Below are 21,458 nucleotides of genomic sequence, written 5' to 3'. Positions count from 1 at the left end.
CACTTCCACGGTGGTTGCGAGGGCGTCATGCCACAAAAAGAAAACGAAGCGACCCGACTCGACCTCACCGCCGAGGGCAGCGGCGGATCGTTTCTCGACCTGCTTCAGCGCGCCTCACCGGTTCCCGAAGCGCAATCCCCGGATTCGAGCTTTCGACTGGTCCCAGGCACCAGCGTGGTGGACGGGAGATTCAGCATCACGCGCCAGATTGGCGAGGGTGGCATGGGGGTGGTGTTCGAAGCCTGGGACGACCTCAGGCGCAGCGCCGTCGCGATCAAGACCCTGAGTGGGCTCGACCCTGGCAGCGTCTACAGGCTGAAGAGCGAGTTCCGCTCGCTGGCCGACATGCACCACCCGAACCTGTGCCGGCTGCACGAGATGTTCAGCGACGAGGGCTGGTTCTTCAGCATGGAGCTTGTCGAAGGCGAGCACTTCAACGCGTGGGTGCGTCCCGACGGGCGGCTCGATGAGCAGCGGCTGCGCGCCGCCCTGAAGCAGTTGCTCAAGGGCGTGGTGGCGATCCATGGCGCGGGCATGCTGCACCGGGACCTGAAATCGTCCAACGTCATCGTCGAGAAGGGCGGGCGCGTCGTGATCCTGGATTTCGGGTTGGCGGTGGTCGGGCGTGCGTGCGCAGCCGCGCGTCCGGCCGAATCCGGGTTCAGCGGCACACCCGGCTACCTGGCGCCCGAGCAAACGCTGAGCGCGGCGAATCTGGCGCCGACGACCGCCAGCGACCTGTACGCGATCGGGGCGATGCTGTTCGTTGCCCTGACCGGCAAGCTGCCGTTCGAAGGGCCCGTCAGCGACGTACTCGAACTCAAGCGAAGCCAGGCCGCGCCCAGCGTGCACAGCCTGTGCGCGGACGCGCCGGACGACCTTGCCCGGCTGTGCGATGCACTGCTGCAGCGCGACCCCGCAGCGCGGCCCGACGCGGCCCAGGTGCAGGCAGCGCTGGACCGTGCGGACGCGGCAGATGCGCGGGGCCAGGTGGCCGCGGCGCCGATGGGCATGGCGCTCCAGCCCGATATCCTGCTCGGACGCGAGAGCGAAATGGCCGCACTGCACGCCGCCCATGCATCGATGCTGGCCGGCCGGCCGGTGGTCATGTTTGTCAGCGGCGATTCAGGCATGGGCAAGAGTGCGCTGTTGCATGCATTCCTCGACCAGGTGAAGGCCAGTGGACGCTCGGTCACGCTGGAGGGACGCTGCTACGACCGTGAGAGCGTGCCTTTCAAGGCCTTCGACTCGGTGATGGACGAACTCAGCAGCCACCTGCACGGGCTGACGCGCGAGGAAGCCGGCGACCTGATGCCGCGCGAGATGTACGCCCTGGCCCGTCTCTTCCCCGTGCTCGAGCGTGTCGAGGCGGTGGCCCGGGGGCCGAAGAAGGTCATCCCCGATCTGCAGGAACTGCGGCTGCGCGCGTTCGCCGCGCTGAGTGAACTGCTCGGACGCATGCGCGACCGGCGGCCGCTGGTCATCTTCGTGGACGACCTGCAATGGACCGACAGCGATTCGATCGTCGTCTTCGATTACCTGCTGAGCCAGCCCGAACCGACGCCGTTCCTGTGGGTGGCGACGCATCGCAGCGAAGGCGCCGGGGACAACGCGCTCTTGCAGCAGACCCTGGATATTGCGGCCAGCAGGCCGGGGGTGGAGTGTCGGTCCCTGCACGTGGGCCCGCTGCCGCCGGCAGTTTCGGTGCAGTTGGCGCAGCAGCTGCTCGGTTCGGCCAGCACCGTGGACTCCGCCTTGATCGCGGCCGAGGGTCGAGGCAGCCCCTTCTTCGTCGGTGAACTGGTTCGCCAGGCCCGCTCCTCCCGGCTGACGGCGGGGGCCGGCCCGAACGCGCTCACGCTGGGCCAGACAGTGGACAGGCACGTCAGCCTGCTGCCTGCGAAAGCGCGCGATGTGCTGAACGTGCTGGCCGTGGCGGGGCGCCCGATGGCAGCGCAGTTGGCCGTGGATGCCGCCGGAGCGACGCATGAAGCCCTCGACGCCTTGTTGTTCGAGCGGCTCGCGCGCACCACAAGGGCCAGTGCGCACAGTCGCGTGCTGGAGTGCTATCACGACAAGATTCGCGAGTCCGTGGCCGACGCCTTGACGCCTGACGCCTTGCGCGGCGTACACGCCCGCCTGGCGGAAGCACTGTCCGTGCGGGAGGGCTCGGAACCGGAGCACCTGGCGGTGCACTTTCATGGCGCCGGGGACAGCCAGCGTGCCAGCGTCTACTACGAGAAGGCGGGCGATGTCTTCGCAGCCAAGCTGGCGTTCGAATTCGCTTCCCGCCAGTATCGACAGTGCCTGGACCTCATGGATGCCGACCCTTCGCGGTTCCGGCAGGTGCAGGTCAAGCTCGCGGCGATGCTGGCGTCGATGGGCAACAGCCGCGAGGCCGCAGAGGTCTACCGCGCTGCGAGCATCGATGCTTCTCCGCAGGAAGCGCTCGAATACAAGCGTGCAGCGGCGCATTTGCTCAGCACCAGTGGCTTTACCGACGAGGCGCGCGTCCTGCTGGGCGAAGTGCTCGCCGCCATCGGCCTGTCCATGCCGAAGTCGCCGCGCGCGGCGATCGCGGCGGCACTGGCTTCGCGCTTTCTGCTGAAATGCAGAGGCCTCGAGATCGACCTGTCCGCCGCACCCCGTCCAGGCGATCAGGCCCGCCTGGGTGCGATGTGGTCCGTGGTCCAGGGCTCGGTCGGCAACGATCCATTCGTGATGGTCGACATGGCGGCCCGCTACGCTCGACTGGCCCTGAACACGGGCTCGCGGGCGCATGCCGCGAGGGCCCTGTCCATGGAGGCCTACATGGCCAGCTTCGATGGCCCGGGCACGCGCGCAAGGACGGAACCGATCATGCTGCGTGCAGAACGCCTGGCCAGCGAGGTGTCGCAGCACGAACTGACGGGTTGGGTGCGCCAGATTCGCGGCTGCGTGCTGGCGCACGAAGGTCGCTATGCCGAAGCCCGGCCGGTGCTGCAAGACGCCCTGGAGTGGTATGGCTCCCATTGCGCGGAGGTGCCGTTCGAGTTGGCCGGCACCCTGCTCTACTGCGCGAATGCCGAGAATCATCTGGGTGAATATGCCCGGACCTCGACCACGGCGCCCGGCATTGTCGAGAACGCCTTGCGACGGGGCGACCAGTACCTGGCGTGCGGCGTGATCGGCTTTGCGGCGCCTGCCCTGCTGGCGCACCGCGGTCTTGCCGACGCGGGCCGGCGGATCGGCCAGGCCAAGGCCAGCTATCAGGTTCAAAGCATCTATCAATGGGCGGACTACCTGATGCTCATGGCCGATCTGAACCTGGCGCTTTACGAAGGCCAGCCGGCGCGCGGCGCCGCGCTGGCTGCGCAACAGTGGTCGGCGCTCGAGAAATCGCAGCTCTTGCGCATGAAGATCGCGCTCGGCTTGATGGGTTACTACCGCGCCGGATGCGCGCTGACTGCCGCGCGGCAACGCACGATGGACCGCGCCGAGGGCGTGGAGATTGCCAGGGCAACGGTCAGGCGCCTGAACAAGACCCGCCTGCCCCACGTGCCCGGTTGGGTCGCGGTGCTGGAGGCGGGCCTGGCGTGCGAAAAGCAGCAACCCGAGCGGGCGGCCGGGTTGCTGCAGGCAGCGACGCTTGTCTTTGACGCCACGGGCTTGAAGCTGTACGGCGCCGCCGCGCGGCGCCGGCAGGGGCAGTTGACGGGCGGCGAGGCCGGGCGCGCGCTGGCGTTCGCCGCAGAGGCCGTCATGCGCAGCGAGGGCGTGATCGACCTTGAAGCAACAACCGGGATGCTGGCACCGGGATGCCATCCCGAGGCGCACTGACAGCCCATCGCCAGGCTGCTTGCGCGCAGCCTCACTAGATGCTGACGCTGTTGGGCACCCTTGAGGGCAACTGGAAAAGATAAGGAACCGGCCGTTCGAGGTTGCGCTGGTGGATCGTGATCTCGGCCTGCGCCAACGCGGCCTGAAAAGCCTCGAGCGCCTTCTGGGCGGGGCGATGCGCAAAGTAAGGGTATTGCGGGTTGCTGGCGTAGTGCCCCAACTTGTCGAACTGGATGCTGCTGAGCAGGTACACGAATGACACGGTGTACAGCGCGACGTCCAGCGGCGGGAACCACGCCAGGCACTCCGCCTTGTCATTGATCTGGTCCTCGCGCGTCGGCGCGGCCTTGTAGATTGCCGCGGCCACGCTGGGCGCGAAGCCCGCAAAGGGATACTGACCGTAGTTGACCGACGCGTGCAGAGGGCCCGCGGTGTAGATCATCTGCGCGACGATTTCAATGAGTTGCTCCAGGGTGTCCAGCGTCTCGGGAAACCCTGGCAGATTGCCATGCTGGGGCGAGCCCAGTTCGCGCACCCAGGCCTTGAGTTCTGGATCGGAGGCGACGGCGGCGTCGTCGCCGTAGTAGATCGCCACGTAGCCGGTGACGAAATCCTTGATGGCCTTCCACAACAGCAGCGTGTCGTCGCGGAACGGGTAGTCCGCGAGCTTGTCCGTGCCGCGCAGGCCAAAGATGTGGTCCGGGCTGTTCTCGGGCCAGCGCCAGGCCTCGCGCGCGTCGTTGACCATCTGCAGCGTCCAGTCGATGTTGGCGCCGACGTTGGCGGCCACGACGCCTCCCGGGACGATGAGGTTGTGCGAGGCGCCATCGTTGATGCTGATGGTGAAGCGCAGATGCGGCTCGAGCAGCTGGAACAGCGGATGGACCTTCGCCAACTGGCGGTGCGTGGCCACCGCGACGGCCTCCATGATCAGGTGGCAATCCCCGAGATGAGCGACCGATTCGTGCTGGATCGCGCAGGCCACGTTGACGAAGTACTTGGCGATCTTCCACTTCAGGTGGTTGGCATCGTTCGCATGGAAGGCATCGTCGGGGCTGAAGATGGCGGAGCCCGGCGCCTGGTCCAGCTGGATCGCGATGGGCTGCAACGCGCCGCCCGACGGATAGCCCTCGGGGGGTGACCCGTTCCAGTAGAACAAGGCGATGGGCGATGGCAGGTAGCGGTGCTTGCCGTGCAGGCAGCTCTCCTTGGGTTGCACATTCCCGTCGCCGATCAGCGCGGCGTAGTCGCAGGCGTAGAGCGTTCCGGCGGTGATCGCGTCAACCAGCGTGAGGCTGGCAGGGCCACCCCGGCTCGGGACAGTCACAGTATCGGGGATCTTCATCTTTGCCTGCAACTCGCGCCAGACCAGGGCCTTGCTGCCTGTCGCCCTGTCCAGCACCACGCGGCGCAGGTTGGTGGTGTTGAAGCCGGCCAACTGGAGATAACCGAAGAACCAGTCCTGCTCGCATGGCTCGCCTTCCTTCGGCATCCAGTCCTTGGCCTCGATCGCCATCATCTGCGGCACGGGCAGCGTGACGACCAGGTCCTTGTAGTCCGACTCCTGCGTGGCCTGAAGGCGCTCAGGCCGTACCAGGTCATACAAGGTCGATTTCAGGATCGCGGTCGGCCCTTCCTGAACCGCCTCGGCAGCGGCTGCATACATGCCGTCGATCAGCGCTTGAACGTCCTGCTCGAGTCTGAGCAAATCCGCACCGAGCTTGTGGAACCCGAGGAGGCCCATGTCGCCCTCGAGAGTTTCCAGGTCCTGCTTGAATTGCTGCTCCAGTAGCCGGCGCACATTGCAGGAGAAGTTCTCGGCGATCTCCGCGCTGGTCTGCGCGACCAGCGCGTTGTAGGCGATGCTGAACTCCTCGCCGGGCGGCACGCCCGCGCACAGCGGGACCGCTTCGAGATGGGGGTAGCTTCGAACGTAGTTGTAGGCCGTGCGGGACAGTTGCAGTTGCAACGCGCGAGCGTCCGGTTGCGCCGCGGTGGCTTCACCTGGCAAGGTGGGAATGGGTACGTTCATGGCTTGCATGATAGGTTTTCCAGGCGTTTTTGTGTCCTGAACGTTACAGTCTTTGCTACAAGTGAACCCAGGAGCAGGCATGTATGAAGGGTCAAGGGCAGAAGAATCCGGAGACTTCCTCGATGAGTTGGCCCGGTTCGGCGAGACGCGTACCTGGGAGCCTGGCGCCTCGGTGGTGACCCAGGGCGACGTTGCCGACTGCATGTATCTCATCCACGAAGGCGAGTTGCGCGCGTTCGTGGTCGGGGACGGCGGTCGCGTGGTGGAGCTCAATACGCTGCACCCGGGCGAGCTCTTCGGCGAGCTGATGCTCAGTGGCGAAGTGCGCTCCGCCACGGTGCAAGTCACCACGCGAGCACGGCTGACGCGCGTGACACTGGCCCAGGCCGAGCGCGTACTGGCGCAGCGTCCCGAGCTTGCGTTTCAGATGATCCAGCGGCTGGTGCAGCGTGTGCGGACCCTGACGCGCACGGTCGGTCGCCTCGCTTCGGTGGACGTCTACGGCCGGCTCGTGGGGCTCTTCGACGCCTTGGCGGTCGACGACAAAGGCCTGCGCGTGGTGCCCGGGCCGCTGAGCCAGCAGCGGATCGCCGAGCGCGTGGGCGCTTCGAAGGCGATGGTCAACCGGCTGCTGACCGATCTGGCCAAGGGTGGCTATATCGAAGTCTCGCGCGATCGCATCGTGCTGCTCGCAAAGCTGCCTTCGAAGTGGTGAGCCGATCGGAGGGCGGCCACGCTGTTCACTATTGAACAGCGGTGCGTCAGGCGACGCCTGCGCGGCGAGGATGGCTGCACCGGCCACCCCTCGCCGGCATCGAGGCACTGATGCTTGAACATACCCGCTATCCGACCGCATTCATCGACGTCTGGCGCCTGCGCGATGGCACGCGGCTCACCTTGCGCCCCGTCTTGCCGCAAGACGCCGCCTTGCTTGGCAACATGGTGACCCGGCTGTCGCCGACAAGCCGCAGCAACCGATTCCACGGATCCATACAGGGCCTGCCAGAGGTCGCGCTCAATTCGATGAGCTGCATCGACTATGCCCGCACCATGGCGTTCGTCATCACCTGCGAGGATGAAGATCGCGGTGAACAGGTGATCGCCGATGCGCGCTACATCGTTGATGCGCGCGCTGCCGACAGTGCGGAATTCGCAGTGATGGTCGCCGATCGCTGGCAACGCCGCGGCCTCGGCCGGCGCGCCATGCAGGCGTTGACGATCGCGGCGCAACAAGCCGGCTTGCGCTGGCTCCATGGCGATGTGCGGGCGCGCAATGTACCGATGCTTTCGCTGATGCGTCGATGCAGCTTCTCGTGCACGCCAGATCAAGAGGATGAAGACCTCGTTCACGCCGAGACCTCCCTTGGTGGATTGCCTTGGGCCGGCCCCGTCGCATCCCGCCGCCAGGGACTTTGGCGTTGGCTGCCCTGGCGTTCGATGGTGCCCAGCGATGTGCAGGCCGCCAGCGGGAGTTTCCATGTCGAGCGGTAGCACCACTCCGCGCCTCGCGTTGGTCCTGGGCAGCGGCGGTGTGCGCAGCCTGGCGGCGCTCGGCCTGATCGAGGTGCTGTGGCGGGAGGGCATCGCGCCCGACCTCGTCGTGGGGTGCAGCGCGGGCGCCATGTGCGGCGCCTTGATCGCACAGGGGCATCCCGCAGAAGAATCCATCGAGATCGCCACGACGCTCTGGACCGCCGAAATCACCCGCCGCCATCGGTGGCGCGCCATTCCGCAGATGCTGTGGCCGCGACTTGCAGGCTTTGATGCCGACTTCGCATTGCGCGACGATCGATTGATCCTTGCACGGTTGTCGCAGGCGTTCGGCGAACTGCGACTCGAGGACCTGCGCCAGAAGTTGCGCGTCACCGCAACGGACGCAGCCACGGGTGCGACCGTCGTCATCGATCGCGGCCGGATCGTCGACGCATTGCGGGCGAGTATTGCGATGCCCTTCATGTTCGCGCCGCACCATATCGGAGGGCAGCGCCTGGTCGACGGCTTCGTGTCCGACCCACTTCCGGTGAGCGCAGCACAGGACGCAAGCGCCGTCATCGCCTTCGGTTTCGATGCACCGTTGCCCACGCGTGTCGACGGTCCGTCGCGGATGCTGGCTCAGGTGACTTCGGCGATGACCAACAACCTCATGCATGCGCGGCTCGCGGCAGCGGAATCGAGCGGCATGGAGTTGCTGCGCGTCTTTCCGGCACTCAAGCGCCGCGTCGGCCTTTTCGACACCGACGCCCTGCCCTATCTCGTGGAGGAAGGACGGCGCGCCGCCGAGGCCGCGCTGCCCGCCCTGGCCGCGCTGTTGGAGCGCACAAGTGGACGCCTTGCGCCGAGTTCCAGGAACGAAGCAAGGGGACCCACCGCCGGTCGCGCATTCAATGATCAGCAGGAGTACATTGGTTCGTGATGGGCGCAAGGCTGGATGCCGCTTTGCGCGACCGCGATCCCACGCGCACCTGAAATTGATTGCGTGAATACCCGATGTACGAGGAATCAAGTGGACTTGATGACTCCAGGATCAGAAACTACCCGCCTGTGGTTCTACCCTTGGAGTTGACATGAGGAAGATGATCGGCGCTCGGCGCCAGGAGCCAGCAGAAGGCCCGCAGATGCCGAACCCACGTCATGACTGACGCCGATCTTTCAATGCAAGACCTGGGCGACTATCGAATGCTGTCGACCCGCCAGCAGGCTGCGCTGCTCGGGCGCCACCGCGAGGAGTTGGCCTGCCTGATTGCGCCTTGCGTCATCGAGGAGCAGGTGCGCGATGGCACTGGCGTGATGATCGCCGAGCGCGATGCCGTGGTGTTCGTCAATCCTGATACCGACGACAGCGCAGGCGTCAGGGACGTCTACATCGCCTGTGTGCTCGTGCGGCCCGGCATGCGCGGCAAGGGGCTCGGCGGGCAGGTACTCGACGCCGTCCGTGCGCGCTTCCCGGACGCGACACTGAACCTGGAGTGCTACGGCCCATGGCGCGTTGAATTCTTCGAGCGCCACGGCTTCATCCAGACGTCCACCACGCGGGGCGGCTACTTCTGGATGCGCAGCGACCCAAGGCAGGCCCAGGCGCTCTTCGACACGGTGACACGAGCAACGCGACGCGCGCAGGGGCTGGTGGCCGCGGCTTGATGCGTCCGACTCATGTCGGTCCGGGCGTTGCGCCACATACATCAGCAGGCGCAACGCATAGTCGGCCATTGCGGTCAGCCGCATCGATCATCTCCGAAATGCCAAAGCTCAGGCGCTTCCATGTCGGCAGCATGCCCTGCAGGAACCACGAGAGGCAACTCAGCCATGCCGCAGTCCCGTGGGCACGGTCTCAGGACGGCGGCTCATCTGGTAGCCATACCAGAGGCTTTCCGCGATCCGCTGTGCCGTGTCATAGGCCTGTTCGCCCATGGCTCGGTTGGGTTGCACCGCCGTCGTCTCGCGAAACAGGGCCAACCAGCGTTCGAACAAATGCGCATTCAGATCCGGCAAGGCCACATGCTTGGGCATGGGCGTGCCGCGAAACCTGCCACTGCCCCGCAGGATCGACGACCAGAAGTCCGTCAGCTTCGAGAGGTGGCCGTCCCAGTCGCGAATGTGCGTGTTGAAGATCGGGCCGAGCGTCTCGTCCTTGCGCACCGCCTCGTAGAAGCTGCGCACCATGGCAGAGATTTCCCGGTCGGTGCAGAGTTCAGGCGAGAGCACGGTACTTCTCCGTTTGAAGATTTATATGTAATATATCTTATGCCCCGGAACAGTGCAATTCCGGGCATGCACGCATTCGCCCGCGAGGAAGAAGAAATGGCCCATGATCCACTCGACGCCCTGATCCTGGAACAGGCAGCAGAAGCCGTCATCTATGCGAACAGCGCCGGCGTGATCGAGCGATGGAACGCCGCTGCAGTTGCGATGTTCGGCTTCACCGCATCCGACGCGCTGGGGCAGCACCTGGACCTCGTGATCCCGGAGCATCTGCGCAAGGCGCACTGGCAAGCGTTCGATGCCGCCATGGCGCGTGGCAAGACGCGCCTGGGTGGACGCGCGACGATGACGCGGGGACTGCACAAGACCGGCCAGAAACTCTACCTGGACATGAGCTTTGCGCTGATCACGGACGCCAACGGCTCCCCGTTGGGATCCGTGGCGGTGGCACGCGATGCCACCGAGCGGGTCGAGCGAGAAAAGGCGGCCGTGGCAGCAACGGCACATCCGCGCTGACTGGTGCTCCAGGCGCCTGCCGGTGGTCGCCGGCGGTCAATCGGTCCAGTTCGTATCCGGTCGCGCACGTGCCGGGCATCTTGCCGCGGCGCACGCCGCGCTTCACGGGTTCGTGAACCTCGGCAAGGCCGCGCCTGCCAATGCCTCTAGAACAGAGCCAACATTGCCCGAATGCTCCAGCGTGCCGAGAATCTTCTTGAAAAGCGGCCTATAGGCCTCATCGGCCGCAGCACCCGCAAGCGGATCGCGATTGGCCAGGAAGGCCGCATCGAGTTCGGCCCAATCGTCGGCGCTGAGCACGGATTCGGCGACCGGCAGGATCTCGACTTCCTCGACGTGCATGTGATGAAGGTAGAAATCGACGTACTGCTTCATCAATGACTCGAACTTCTCCCGGCGGGCGTCGCACTGATCCGTCTCGCTCATCATCCGCCACCCGAGCAGCGCATGTTCGAGCTCGCGGATGGCCTGTTCCCCGCGAGCGTGGTCATCGTCCAGCCGGTCGAGCACGGCGTCGATCCGCTGGTTCCGCCCGCGAATCCTTGGAAAGAGCAGGCGACTTTCCTTGGGGTGGTGCAGCTTCTCCGGGAACTCGTCGACGTAGAACAACATGGCCTGCAGAGCCTCGAGATCGGGCAAGGTACCCTTGCGGCGGTGCTCGGACAGCATCAGGATGATGGAGCGCAACATCGCGGACAGCGCCCGGTGTTCTCCGCAGATGATGATCAGGCTCGGATGGGTCATGGCGCCTTCTCCCGCAACAATATCGAAGCGTTCGTGAGCTGAAAGATGCTCAGCGAAGCGATGTGGTCCTCCAGATGCCGCGAGCTTAGAAGCCAGGCCGTGTTTCGACCTTGACGCAGGACAACCCGCCATGCGAGCGACGTTCACTTGATGAACCGTACGGGTCCGCCCAGCAGGTCGTCGAGCTCCCAGCCGAGGTGCGTCCGTCACCAGCCAGATCGGCGACCCAGGCTGCCTCGCGCACAGGTCAACGGCCCGTGAGCGCGCGAGATACGATCTCGATCTGCTTGCGAACGAACACCTGTCCCGGATCGGAACCCTTGCTCGCTGGCCATACCAGCTTGATGGGAAACGTTCTTGTGGCGACCACTTCAGGCAGTACCCGAAGCTGGAATGCGCCGCGTGCCAGTTTCAGCATGCTCCTGGGCACCAGCCCCACCAGGCCCGATTGGCTGGCGAGCAGCAAGACTTCCATGATCTCCGACACCTCGATCGCGAAGTTCAGCTTCAGGCGCAGCCATTCCTGAAGGCCGGGCACTGGACTATCGCCATCGATGCGAGGACGCAATCCCACGAACTCCAGCGATTGCAGATCCTTTTCGTGACGGACCTTGAGCGCCGCAGGATGGTCCCGCCGGGCAACGGCCACCAGGGCATCCTCGAAGAGCGCGAGTTCATGGAAGTGGCTGCTTGCCGGCACCAGCCAGTCGACGGCCGCATCGAAGCCGCCGCTTCTCAGTGAATGCTCGAGGTCCACCGGCCTGGAGCGGGTGCTGAAAGAGACATGGATTCCCGGCGCAGCGGTCGCGAGACGCTCGCGCAGGCGCACCGCCAGCAAGGGTCCCAGCGGATGCGACACGCTGATGTGGAATGACCGCGTCGAGGACTTCGCGTCAAAGCCGCGGGCGTCCGAGACCGACTCGCGAAGCGTGCCCAGCGCACCATGCAACTTCGCATAGACAGCGTCCGCGGCAGCGGTCCGATGGACGCCCCTGCCGTGACGAATGAACAGTTCGTCGTTCAGGAGGACTCGCAGGCGCGCCACGGCGTTGCTGACGGCCGGCTGGCTCATGGCAAGACGCTGCGCGGCGCTCGTCAAGCTGCACTCCTCATAGACCACCTCGAAGACCGGCAAGAGGTTCAGATCGACACTTCTGAGATTGAGCATGTGAATACCTGAGGTAGGAACTATCAAGTGGACGTTATCTGTCGCAGAGCCGAGACTACTCCCTGCAGCTCTTCTTTGGCGATGGACAGCACCATGAACTTCGGCGACCTTCAACCTGGCGATCTTTTCACCTTCAGGCCCCTCATCGGCATGCCGTGGTCGGACCGCAAGGTCTATCGCAAGGCAACCGACAGGACATTCCACCGCGCGGACAAGGTGCTCAGCATCCGCATCATCGGCTCGACCATGACGCCGGTGACCCCGGAATCGTCCGACACCATGGCCAGTTCGCAATCGCGGCGAGGGCAAGTTGCAACTTTCGCCATCGCCTGAGGCGTTTGGCATCGACAAGAAACTTCATGAAAACACGGCCGCTGCGCAGGCGGATCTGTGGACGAGACCTGGACACTGCGATGGAAAATTCTCTGGCAACCCACAACGCGGCAGCGCCGCCATGCACATCGACCGACACGCTAAGAACTGACTGCAGGCTGGCTGCGTTGCGTACTCATGAGGACGCGAACTACGACGCCCTTGCCAACGTGGACGAAGTCGAAGCCCTCAATCGCCGGAGTGCCGATCGGCATGGCGCCTCCCGATTCCGCCGCGTTGGAATCCCCGGGGTGATCGGTCGAGTCAGGTACACCCTGTTCGGCACCCCGACAGCCAGGGAACCTCACCGATGAAAGCGTCTATCCTGGTCGTCGCATGCCTCTTCGCGCTCTGGCTGCGAGCCGCAGCCCCAGATGACCGGACTCAATCTGGCTCCCGCAGCCGATCTCAGATGCTGCGCGCGCCGACCAACCGGCCAGCGCCAAGCAGGCATGCCCCGTTCACCATCGTCCCTGCGAGTTCCGGCGTGGGCCGCGCGGGCCCGAAGGCGAAGTCGACGATCGCAGAGTAGGCGAGCACCAGCGCCGCGTCCACGCGCAGGTCATCCGCATCGGCCCCGGGGTGCTGCGATGGTCGCAGCAGCGCCAGCGCTGACGCTTTCCCGAGACCGCTGTCGCGCGCCCTTGCCACCTCGGCGGCCTGCAAGCCATGCTTTCTGCATGCGGTGGGTGCGTAGAGCCTGGCGACCTCCGGCACGAGCGAGAACGCGCTCGCGAAAGCGGCCTCCAGTCCGGCGGCGTCTTGCCCGCCTTGGGCCGCGGCCACCTGGACGAGCATGGAACCCAGCAGGAGGGCAATACCGCCACATCGGAACATGCCGGGCGTGAACTCGCCGTGCATCATGCGCACTTCTCGCGGGAGCATGGCCATCGGCGATCGATCGCCCAAGGTGCGGCTCGTCAAGGAAAGCCTCCTGCAGCCGTAGAAGGGCCGGTGGCCGAGCATGCCTGCACCACGTGCGCCCTGGACTGACCGGGATCAAGGTTCGCGCCTCAATGTGCTGTTGCGCCAGCATTGCTCGGCCACTTGCGAGCGACGCTTGTGGTGGCAGTCATGTCAACGGATCAGCACAGCCAACTACCAGCGCACCTTGATGCCAAGCGCACCCTGCACCGAGGATTTCACGCTGGCATCGCCGCCGATGTTCCACAGGGTGCCGATTTCGCCGTAGACGCTGGTGGTGGCCGTCAGCGCGAGGGTCGCGCCCGCAGCGACTTCACCGGCGCTGTAACTGCCCTTGCTGTCGATCGCGGTGGCCGCGGCGGGGCCGATGAACACCGCCGTGTCGCCGCTGAAATTGCCGTGGTAGAAGTTCACGCGCCCGTAGGGCTGCAGCCGCCCGGCGCCCGTGGCCAGATCGCCCTTGACGCGCAGGCCCAGCCGGCCGATCCAGCCGCTGCTGGAGTCCTGTCGCACGCGCGCGCCGCTCAGGACCACATCGTCGAAATCGTTGTGCTGCCAGGCCAGTTGCGCCTGCGGCTCGAGGCTCCAGGTCTCCGTGAGGGCAAATGCCTTGCCGGTTTCCACAGAGGCCATGAAGCCGCTGGCCTTTGCCGAGACGGTGGCGTTGCCGGTGGGACGGATGTCGAGGCGATGGCTGGCCCCTTGCAGCACGGTGTCGACGTACCAGCCGCTGGTGTCCATCCAGGTGCCGTAAGCGCCCAGGAAGCGCGAGCGCAGGTCGTTGCTGCCCACCTTCGCGTTGACGCCCCGTGCATTGCCGCTGACGTCCGCCTTGCCGTCCAGGAAGCCGACATAGATGCCCGCGCGCCATCCGTTCGCCACGAAGAGATCGGTGCCGGCCTGCAGGCCCGACACCCGCGTATCGGCCCGGGCTTGGGCGGCGCCCGGCGCCTGGATGTCCAGGTCCGCGTACACGAGGCGTCCCCACGCCGGACGCGAGCCTGGCGCGGCAAATGCCGAGCCGTCCTGGGGCGCCGCGCCGGCGCCCCAGGTGCCCGGCGCCTCATCCCCCATGCGTCGGTGAAGATTTCCCATCATGGCCAGGTCGGCCTGGCGGACCTGGCCCGGCAAGGCGGCCAGCATTGGCACCTCGGCCCGGTAGGTCGGCACTTCGACCGTTGGCGGCGAGGGGTTCGTGGGGTCGATCGGTGGCAGCGGCGTGATGATGGGGTCGATCGGTGGAACGACGGTGGTCGTCGAGCGCAGGTACCAGCTCTCGCCGGCGCCTCGGGCGTCGGCCGCGTGCAGCCGGTATTCGAAAGCCCCCGCGTCCACATGGCCGCCTGCCAGGGCGAAAGCGCTGCGGGTGGTTTGCGCGGTGGTGGTGGCACCGTTGCGCGCGCCGATGACCTCGATGCCGTTGCCCGAAGTCAGCGCGCCCAGACCGTCGAGGTTGGCGATTTGCACCGTGGTCGTGCCGCTCGCCGAGGCGGCAGGGCCGTCGACCACGAGGCGGTTGCCCACGCCGGCGCCGCCGGTGCCCAGCCGAAGAGTGGCGCCGTTGCCGACATAGGCGCCAGTGACGGTCAGGGCGCTGGCTGCGCTGGCACCGGCCAGGCTGACCGTGCCGTTGTTGGTCAACGTCGCCAGGCGCTGGTCGAAGCCTCCGGTGTCGAGCGTTGCGCCCGGGGCCACCGTGTGGGCGGAGGCCGCGCTCAGCGCATTGGCTGCGCCTGCGCGCAAGGTGCCCGCGTTGACGGCGGTGGCACCTGTGTAGGTGTTGGCGCCCGCAAGCACGAGGGTGCCACTGCCGTCCTTGGTGAGTGCGCCGCCGCCGGAGATGACGCCGGACAGTGTTCCGGTGAAGGCGCCGGTGTCGATGACGGGGTCGCTGGTGCCGGTGAGCACCACCGCGTTGGCGAGGTTCAGGCCGTCGCTGGCAAAGCCGAGCGTGGTGCCCTCGTCCATGGCCAACGTGCCCGTGCCCAGGGCGGTGCTGTGGCCGACGTTGATGCGGCCGAACTTGAGGATCGTGCCGCCGCTGTAGGAGCTGGCCCCGGTCAGCGTCAACGCGTCGGCGCCCAGCTTGGTCACCGTGCCGCTGCCGCTGATGGCACCGGCAAAAGTCATCGCATTGCTGCGGTTGAAGATCAGCGCTGTGTTGTTGGTCACGTCGCCGACGATGCTGCCCGTGGTCCCGCCGTCGCCCAATTGCAGCGTGCCGCCGCTGATGGTCGTGCCGCCGGTGTAGGTGCTGTCGCCGGTCAGCACCAGGTTGCCCGCGCCAAGCTTGGCGAAGGAGCCGCCTCCGCTGATGGACTGCGATAGCGTGAGCGCGTGGCCGTTCGTATCGATGCCACTCCCGGTACCCTCGGTCGTGATGGCGCGCGCAGTCGTGAAATCAGCATCGAGGCGCAGCGTGCCGCCGCCAAATCGCAGCGCACCTGACGGGGCGCCAAGGTTGGCATCGCTGGTGACGGCGAGCACGCCGCCGTCGATGGCGGTGCCTCCGGTGTAGTCGTTGCTCGCCGTCAGGAACAAGGTGCCGGCGCCGGCCTTGCGCAGGCTGCCCGCGCCGGACAGCACACCGGACCAGTTTGCTTCCAGGCCATTGGTGTCGATCGTCGAGGTCCCAGTCACCAACTCGGCAACGATGTCCGTGGTCAGCGCGCTGCCCAGCACCTGGATCGTGCCGCCACCGAGGTTGAACTTGTAGCCGCCGGCGGTCTGGCCTTCGAAGTCGTGCCGCAGGGAGCTGCCACCGATCTGCAGCGTGCCCCCGGACAGGTTGTAGATCCCGTGGCCGCTGCCGCCGAGGTTCAGGTTCGCATTGTTGTTGATCGTGAGCGTGCCGCCCGTCTGGCTGATCGTGCCGGTGCCTTGCGCGGCCGCGGTGCTGAGGTGGTTGCCCACGATGAGGTCTGCGTTCGAGACGATGACCTGGCCCGTTCCGCTGATGAGCAGCTCGCCGGTGCTCGCGGTGGTGGTCGCGCCCTCGTTGCGGCCGAGCACCATCTGCCCCGGCCCATTGAAGGCCAGCGTGCCGCCGGAGATGTTGTAGGCGCCCTTGCCGCCCTGGTTGCCGATGCTGAGCGCCGCGCAGTGCGTGATGTCGCCGCAATAGTTGACTGCGACGTTGCCCGCGCTTTGCGTGACGGTACCCGTGCCACCGAACGACCCCACGGTCAGGCTGGTGTCCAGCGTGAGATTGCCTCCTGTGACATTCAGCGCTCCGACATTCGCCGACCCTGCGGCCACATCGCCGAGTCCCAGCACCAGGGCGCTGATCTTCGTGTCTCCGCTGGTCTGTGCGAGTGCGCCTCCCCCGCCCACGATCATTTCGCCGCTTCCTCCCGAGCCCGAGGCGCGCCCGATCCTGGCGTTGTCGATCGTCAGCGTGCTCGGTCCCGCCATGACGAAGGTCCCGTGGCTGGCATCCCAGCCATTGCCCTCCAGGCTCATCCTCCCGGAGAACTGCTGGGGGCTGCCGTCGACGACGACGAGCGCATTGGTGCCGACGTTCACCAGGCCAGCGCCCGAGAGACCGTTCAGGACGACGGCGGGAGCGGGCGACGTCACGGCGGACATGTCGAAGGTGCCGGCAGCGCCGACGACCAGGGAGGAGCTCAAGCCCAGCCGCGCGGAGGAGCCCAGCGCCAGTGTGCCTTCCGAGACGGTCGTGGTTCCGCTGTAGGTGTTGGCGGCGCCCAGGGTCAGGGTGCCGGCGCCCGTCTTCGTCAGCGATCCTGTGCCGGACAAGATGCCGGACCACTGCGCGCCGAGCCCGTTGGTGTCGATGGTCGACGTCGTCGTACCGACCAGCGTGGCGTTCACATCAGTGGTCAGCGCGGTGCCAAGCACCTGGATCGTGCCGCCGCCGAGGTTGAACTGGTATGCACCGCCCAGGCCTGCGTAGTCGCGCTTGAGCGAGGTTCCGCCGATCTGGAGCGTTCCGCCATTCAGGTTGTAGGTGCCGGTTCCGCTGCCTGCCAGATAGAGTTCCGCCGCATTCGCAATGGTCAGCGTTCCGCCGGTCTGCGTGATGGTGCCGGTGCCACCCTGGCCCGTCGGGGCCGCATTGTTGCCAAGGATGGCCGTGCCTTGGTTCACGGACACCTGCCCACCGTCGATCTGCAGAAGGCCCGCGGCAGGGGCCGTCGCGGTCGGATTGCGGCCGAGCACGACGAAGCCCGGGCCGTTGAAGGTCAGCGAGCCATTGGAAATGGTGTACGTGCCATTGCCGCCCTGGTTGCCGATGTTGAGACTGGCGCAGCGTGCGGGAGCGCCGCAACCCTGGTTGATCGTGACCGCACCGCCCGTCTGCGTGACCGTGCCAGTGCCGCCGAAGGAGCCCACCGTCAGGCCGGTGTCGATGGCGAGCGTGCCGCCACTGACATTCATGGCACCGCTCGTTTGCAACCCAATGACCACGGAGGAAAGCTTCGTGTCGCCGCTGGTCTGCGCAATGGCGCCGCGGAGCACGACGAACTCCCCCTCCTGGGTGCTGCCCGCATCCACCTTGCCGATCGTGGCCCCATCGATGGTCAGGGTCCCTTCGCCGGCCTTGGCGAAGATGCCATGCGGGTTGGTGTTCGATGCGCCCTCCAGCCTGATGCGGCCCCCGAAGCTCGTGGCTTCGGCGTTGCTGACGGCCAGGACGCTGGTGCCGACGTTGATCGTGCCTGTTCCAGTGAGGCTGTTCAGCACGATGCCGGCCGGATCTGTGCCACCCGAGAGGTCGAGCGTGCCGCCGGCACCGATGTTCAGTCCGAAGCCCGTGATTCGGCCTGTGCCGAACACCGCCAGCACGCCAGTGCCGCCGGTGCCCAACTGCATGACAGGCGCCGGGGCGGTGGAAACTGCATTGATGCTGCCGCCGGCAAGAACATTCACCGTGGCAGTGTTCCCGGCCACTGTGCCAATCCTGACCACATCTGTGTTCCTCGCCGCACTGATGTCCAAGGTGCCGCTGTCGACGACGACGTCTTGCGCTGCAGCAGGGGAGAGAGCCAGCAACTCGCTGCAGAGCACCGCAACCGCGACACAGATGCTGTGCGGCGCGAACCGCGAGCCCGCAAGTGCCTTCGGAGCCACGCCCCCGCGCGCTCGCACAGCAACGCAAGATGAATGCGCGGCCATTCCGATGCCCGCTTTTACAAGAATGACCATGCCCACCTCCAAGTTGTTGGCGGTGACCGTAACAACCTTCAAGGACGGATGCAGTGGAGCTGGTAACTTTTGAAACCGTCCACTTGTGCTCCTGGCGCACCGTTTGCTGCGTTGTTCACACCCTCGCTCTGAGGGACGGGATGCAAGATCGTTGGCTATTTCACGATGATTATCATTTTGATAACAATTTCCATTTGGATAATGATTATCAAAGTGAGAATCACACCTGCGGATCGCATCCTTGCGCTATCGCATCGCACGGTCGGTCCTGACCGCGCGGCGTGAGCCGCGCCCGCGCGCACGGGCAAGCGCGCAACGGTGCAGGACGTCGTTCGTCGACGGGCGCCAGCGCGCCTGAATGTCCGTCAGGGCGTCCGAACCCGCATGCGGCGCTCGATCAGCAGCAAGACGCCCCGCAGGCCATACAGAACGATCACGATCCCGGCGAGGTCGCCAATGAACATGGGGACCAGACCCACGAACGGGTTGGGCTGGAGGCCGACGGCCCAGAAGAACAGGTTGTGCGGGATCACGTTGCAAAGCGCCCCGACCACGGCGAACACGGCCAGCCGCCCCGCAGTGAGGCCGCGCAGGGTCGGCGGGACCTGCAGGATGCGCGTCGTCAGATGAAGGGCCCCCAGGGCTCCCAGTCCGGAAAGCGCGGCAACGCTCACCGATTGCGCCATCGAGTGCCCGAATGCAGTGCCATTGGTCGCCAGCGCGCCTAGAAAGAGGCCCAGCGCCGCCCACCGGCCAAACAACAGGACGCCGAGCAGGCGAAGCGCGGCGGGCAGGAACACCCAACTGATGACGTGGGCCTGGTCAAGGTATCCGAACGCCCAGTCGTTGAGGCTGAACAGCACAAACCACAGGGCAGCCACCCCTGCGACCTGGAGCACGGAGGCCACGGTTGGCCTAGTCGGTGGTCTTGCGGGCCGCCTTGTTGAGCGCCTGGCCCAACTTGGCGAAATAGGTGCGGGTAGCGTTCGTTGGAACGACGTATTTGACGCGGTTGTCCGACTCGTCTTCCTTCAGGTCGATCAGGCCGCGCTCGCGCAAGGACTTGAGGCGCCGGTGCACGGTAGCGGGCGAGGCGTCGTGCGCCAGGCCCATCGCCTCGAGCACGGTGACCTTCGCCCCTGTCGCCCAGATCCCGCCCAGGACGTCGAGCACGCGGCGCTCGACCGCGTCCAGGTCTGGAAGGCCCTTGATGGCGCTGACCAGATTCAGGAAGCGGACGTAGGTCTGGGACGGGTCGTCGGACTTGGCCATGGCCGGAGGGCCGGTTGAGATGATTTTGATCTTACGGGGAAGTGAACTCGCGTCGCAATGTCGGGGCCATGTCCTACGCGCGCTGCACCCACATGCGCTGACGCCGGGTCGGCGATCCGCCCCTGCCCGTCGACCTGGCGCTTGCCGTTTCGGCAGCGGGCATGGGGCCGCCTCGCGCGCGCGCTCCGAGGTCTGATGGCGGGACGTTTCGTGATCGCCAGAAGTGTGAGTCATACAAATTCTCCGTTCGGGGAGCGCATGGCAATGTGGAGCGGCTTGCCGTGCGTTGTTTATACGACATTAATAGACGAAACGTCTCGTCTAACCGTAATCGTTTCCATGGAGACAGCGATCCACTTGAGCTCGCGCCGGTACGAAGGCTTGCGTCTGCGCGCCCTATACTGGGTTCGGTCATGAACTCGAAATATCTCGCCCGGGGACCGCTCCTGATCCCGCGCATTTCGGAACCGCGCTCGTCCCGTGCTACCGAAGAAGCAGTTGCCGCAAAAGGCTCCAATGGCAAGGCGCCGGCAACCAACCGGCGCAACCCGAAGACGCACCAGGCGGTGTTGGCTGCAGCCGAGGAACTGCTCAAGGAAATCGGCTACTCGAGCATCACCATCGACCGCATTGCGGAGCGCTCCGGCGTGGCAAAGGCCAGCATCTATCGATGGTGGCCGAACAAGGCCGCCGTGTTCATGGAGGTATACATCACGATCGTTCGCCAGGAACGCAAGCCGGTGGATACAGGCACGCTCGAGGGTGACTTGCGCGAGCACGCCCGCGCCGCCTTCCGGATCTTCCGCACCACCGCTGCGGGACTGGCGCTGGCGGGCTTCGTGGCCGATGCGCAATCCAATCCGATGACCCACAAGATGCTGCAGGATGGCGTTGCCACGGACATCCGCAAGATGAACATCGCATTGCTGGAGCGAGCACGCGAGCGCGGCGAACTGGGGCCATGGGTGTCGGCTGAGGCGGCGGCCGATGTGATGTCGGGCGCGCTCTACTATCAACTGCTGATCCGGCGCGGCAAGTTCACGAGCGCCGAAGCCGATCAGATCACCGACATGATCTTGCGGGGCATTCGCGCCGGTTCGGGGTAAAGCCAGGGCGCAACTCCGCCTTCACGCGGAGACGACTGCAATCCGGCTCACAGCGCGAGTTCGCCTCGCGCCCGGGAACATCCGCAACCGCGGCATTCGGACCGCCGAATGCCCTCCGATTCAACGAAGCACGACGACGCCATCGGCGGCACGCACGCCCGCGCCTTGAGGCAGCACAAAGACCGGATTGATCTCGGCCTCTGCAAGGCGATCACCCAGCTGAACGGCCATGTGCGAGAAGGCAACGATGGCATCGACCAGGGCCGCGACGTCGGCCTTCGGCCTTCCTCGAAAGCCATCGAGCATCGGCCAGGTCATGAGTTCGCGGGCCATGTCCAGGGCGTCCTGTCTGCCGAGACCGCCTTCAGTGGGCAACAGCCGCATCGTCGTGTCCTTGAACAGTTCAGCGGTCACGCCCCCCATGCCAAGCAGGATGGCCGTGCCCAGCGGATCGCGGTGCATGCCAAGGATCAGTTCGGTTCCCCCGCTCACCATCTCCTGCACCAGGAAGCGCTCGGGAAGTACACCCGTCTTGCGCTTCACCTCGGCCGCCATGGCTTCAAGCCGGGGTCCGGAAAAGGGATTCTGTGCGGCGACATGGCAGCCTGAAGTTGTCGCGGTAGCGAGTCCCCTGTTG

At 65.9% G+C, this 21,458-nt stretch carries 16 protein-coding genes and 1 pseudogene; 8 read left to right on the top strand and 9 right to left on the bottom strand.

Annotated elements, in window-relative coordinates; genetic code table 11:
• The first annotated feature begins 27 nt into the window (after nt 1–27).
• Entirely contained in the window at nt 28–3,819 is a 3,792-nt protein-coding gene (locus WKW79_RS23080) for a serine/threonine-protein kinase (protein WP_340337545.1), read from the top strand.
• A 34-nt stretch (nt 3,820–3,853) separates the two neighbouring features.
• On the opposite strand, the gene WKW79_RS23075 is transcribed toward WKW79_RS23080, so the two are convergent.
• The gene (locus WKW79_RS23075; RefSeq protein WP_340337544.1) at nt 3,854–5,860 is read right to left on the bottom strand and encodes a lipoxygenase family protein; all 2,007 of its coding nucleotides are present in this window, start codon (nt 5,858–5,860) and stop codon (nt 3,854–3,856) included.
• Nucleotides 5,861–5,930: 70 nt separating this feature from the next.
• Between WKW79_RS23075 and WKW79_RS23070 the strand changes: the two genes are divergently transcribed.
• From WKW79_RS23070 to WKW79_RS23055, 4 genes are all read left to right on the top strand, one after another.
• Nucleotides 5,931–6,566, top strand: a complete 636-nt coding sequence (locus WKW79_RS23070) for a Crp/Fnr family transcriptional regulator (RefSeq protein ID WP_340337543.1) — start codon at nt 5,931–5,933, stop codon at nt 6,564–6,566.
• 110 nt (nt 6,567–6,676) lie between these two features.
• On the top strand, nt 6,677–7,342 hold the full coding sequence (locus WKW79_RS23065; RefSeq protein WP_340337542.1) for a GNAT family N-acetyltransferase: 666 nt from the start codon (nt 6,677–6,679) through the stop codon (nt 7,340–7,342).
• A gap of 19 nt (nt 7,343–7,361) precedes the next feature.
• Nucleotides 7,362–8,264, top strand: coding sequence for a patatin-like phospholipase family protein (locus tag WKW79_RS23060; protein ID WP_340337541.1), 903 nt, complete (start codon nt 7,362–7,364; stop codon nt 8,262–8,264).
• A gap of 218 nt (nt 8,265–8,482) precedes the next feature.
• Nucleotides 8,483–8,989 carry a GNAT family N-acetyltransferase gene (locus tag WKW79_RS23055; RefSeq protein WP_340337540.1) on the top strand — a complete coding sequence of 169 codons (507 nt, stop codon included), beginning with the start codon at nt 8,483–8,485 and terminating at the stop codon, nt 8,987–8,989.
• A gap of 159 nt (nt 8,990–9,148) precedes the next feature.
• Here the strand turns inward: WKW79_RS23055 and WKW79_RS23050 are convergent, their stop codons facing one another.
• On the bottom strand, nt 9,149–9,553 hold the full coding sequence (locus WKW79_RS23050) for a group III truncated hemoglobin (protein ID WP_340337539.1): 405 nt from the start codon (nt 9,551–9,553) through the stop codon (nt 9,149–9,151).
• A gap of 96 nt (nt 9,554–9,649) precedes the next feature.
• Here WKW79_RS23050 and WKW79_RS23045 point away from each other — a divergent pair, with 96 nt between their 5' ends.
• Entirely contained in the window at nt 9,650–10,066 is a 417-nt protein-coding gene (locus WKW79_RS23045) for a PAS domain-containing protein (RefSeq protein ID WP_340337538.1), read from the top strand.
• A gap of 102 nt (nt 10,067–10,168) precedes the next feature.
• On the opposite strand, the gene WKW79_RS23040 is transcribed toward WKW79_RS23045, so the two are convergent.
• Nucleotides 10,169–10,810 (bottom strand): hemerythrin domain-containing protein, encoded by a 642-nt coding sequence (locus WKW79_RS23040; RefSeq protein WP_340337537.1) that lies wholly within the window; start codon nt 10,808–10,810, stop codon nt 10,169–10,171.
• A gap of 247 nt (nt 10,811–11,057) precedes the next feature.
• The gene (locus tag WKW79_RS23035; protein WP_340337536.1) at nt 11,058–12,092 is read right to left on the bottom strand and encodes a LysR substrate-binding domain-containing protein; all 1,035 of its coding nucleotides are present in this window, start codon (nt 12,090–12,092) and stop codon (nt 11,058–11,060) included.
• Between WKW79_RS23035 and WKW79_RS23030 the strand changes: the two genes are divergently transcribed.
• A complete protein-coding gene (locus tag WKW79_RS23030) occupies nt 12,072–12,311 on the top strand; it encodes a hypothetical protein (RefSeq protein ID WP_340337535.1) in 240 nt (79 codons plus the stop codon). The two genes, WKW79_RS23035 and WKW79_RS23030, sit on opposite strands and share 21 nt — an antisense overlap.
• Before the next feature lie 447 nt (nt 12,312–12,758).
• On the opposite strand, the gene WKW79_RS23025 is transcribed toward WKW79_RS23030, so the two are convergent.
• From WKW79_RS23025 to WKW79_RS23010, 4 genes are all read right to left on the bottom strand, one after another.
• Nucleotides 12,759–13,274, bottom strand: a complete 516-nt coding sequence (locus tag WKW79_RS23025) for a hypothetical protein (protein ID WP_340337534.1) — start codon at nt 13,272–13,274, stop codon at nt 12,759–12,761.
• Between the two features lie 174 nt (nt 13,275–13,448).
• Complete coding sequence (locus WKW79_RS23020) at nt 13,449–18,188, bottom strand: autotransporter outer membrane beta-barrel domain-containing protein (protein WP_340337533.1); 4,740 nt, start codon at nt 18,186–18,188, stop codon at nt 13,449–13,451.
• Between the two features lie 620 nt (nt 18,189–18,808).
• Complete coding sequence (locus tag WKW79_RS23015; protein WP_340337532.1) at nt 18,809–19,351, bottom strand: hypothetical protein; 543 nt, start codon at nt 19,349–19,351, stop codon at nt 18,809–18,811.
• Between the two features lie 7 nt (nt 19,352–19,358).
• The gene (locus WKW79_RS23010) at nt 19,359–19,715 is read right to left on the bottom strand and encodes a winged helix-turn-helix domain-containing protein (protein WP_340337531.1); all 357 of its coding nucleotides are present in this window, start codon (nt 19,713–19,715) and stop codon (nt 19,359–19,361) included.
• Between the two features lie 281 nt (nt 19,716–19,996).
• Between WKW79_RS23010 and WKW79_RS23005 the strand changes: the two genes are divergently transcribed.
• Complete coding sequence (locus WKW79_RS23005; protein WP_340337530.1) at nt 19,997–20,821, top strand: TetR/AcrR family transcriptional regulator; 825 nt, start codon at nt 19,997–19,999, stop codon at nt 20,819–20,821.
• Between the two features lie 120 nt (nt 20,822–20,941).
• Here the strand turns inward: WKW79_RS23005 and WKW79_RS23000 are convergent.
• Nucleotides 20,942–21,394 (bottom strand): annotated as a pseudogene (locus tag WKW79_RS23000) (acetate--CoA ligase family protein); the annotation flags it as partial.
• Nucleotides 21,395–21,458: the final 64 nt, after the last annotated feature.

This window comes from Variovorax robiniae (assembly GCF_037889955.1).
In the GTDB taxonomy this organism is placed as follows: domain Bacteria; phylum Pseudomonadota; class Gammaproteobacteria; order Burkholderiales; family Burkholderiaceae_C; genus Variovorax; species Variovorax robiniae.
The sequence above is the reverse complement of the archived record's forward strand: the minus strand, read 5'-3'. Positions and strand labels throughout refer to the sequence as shown.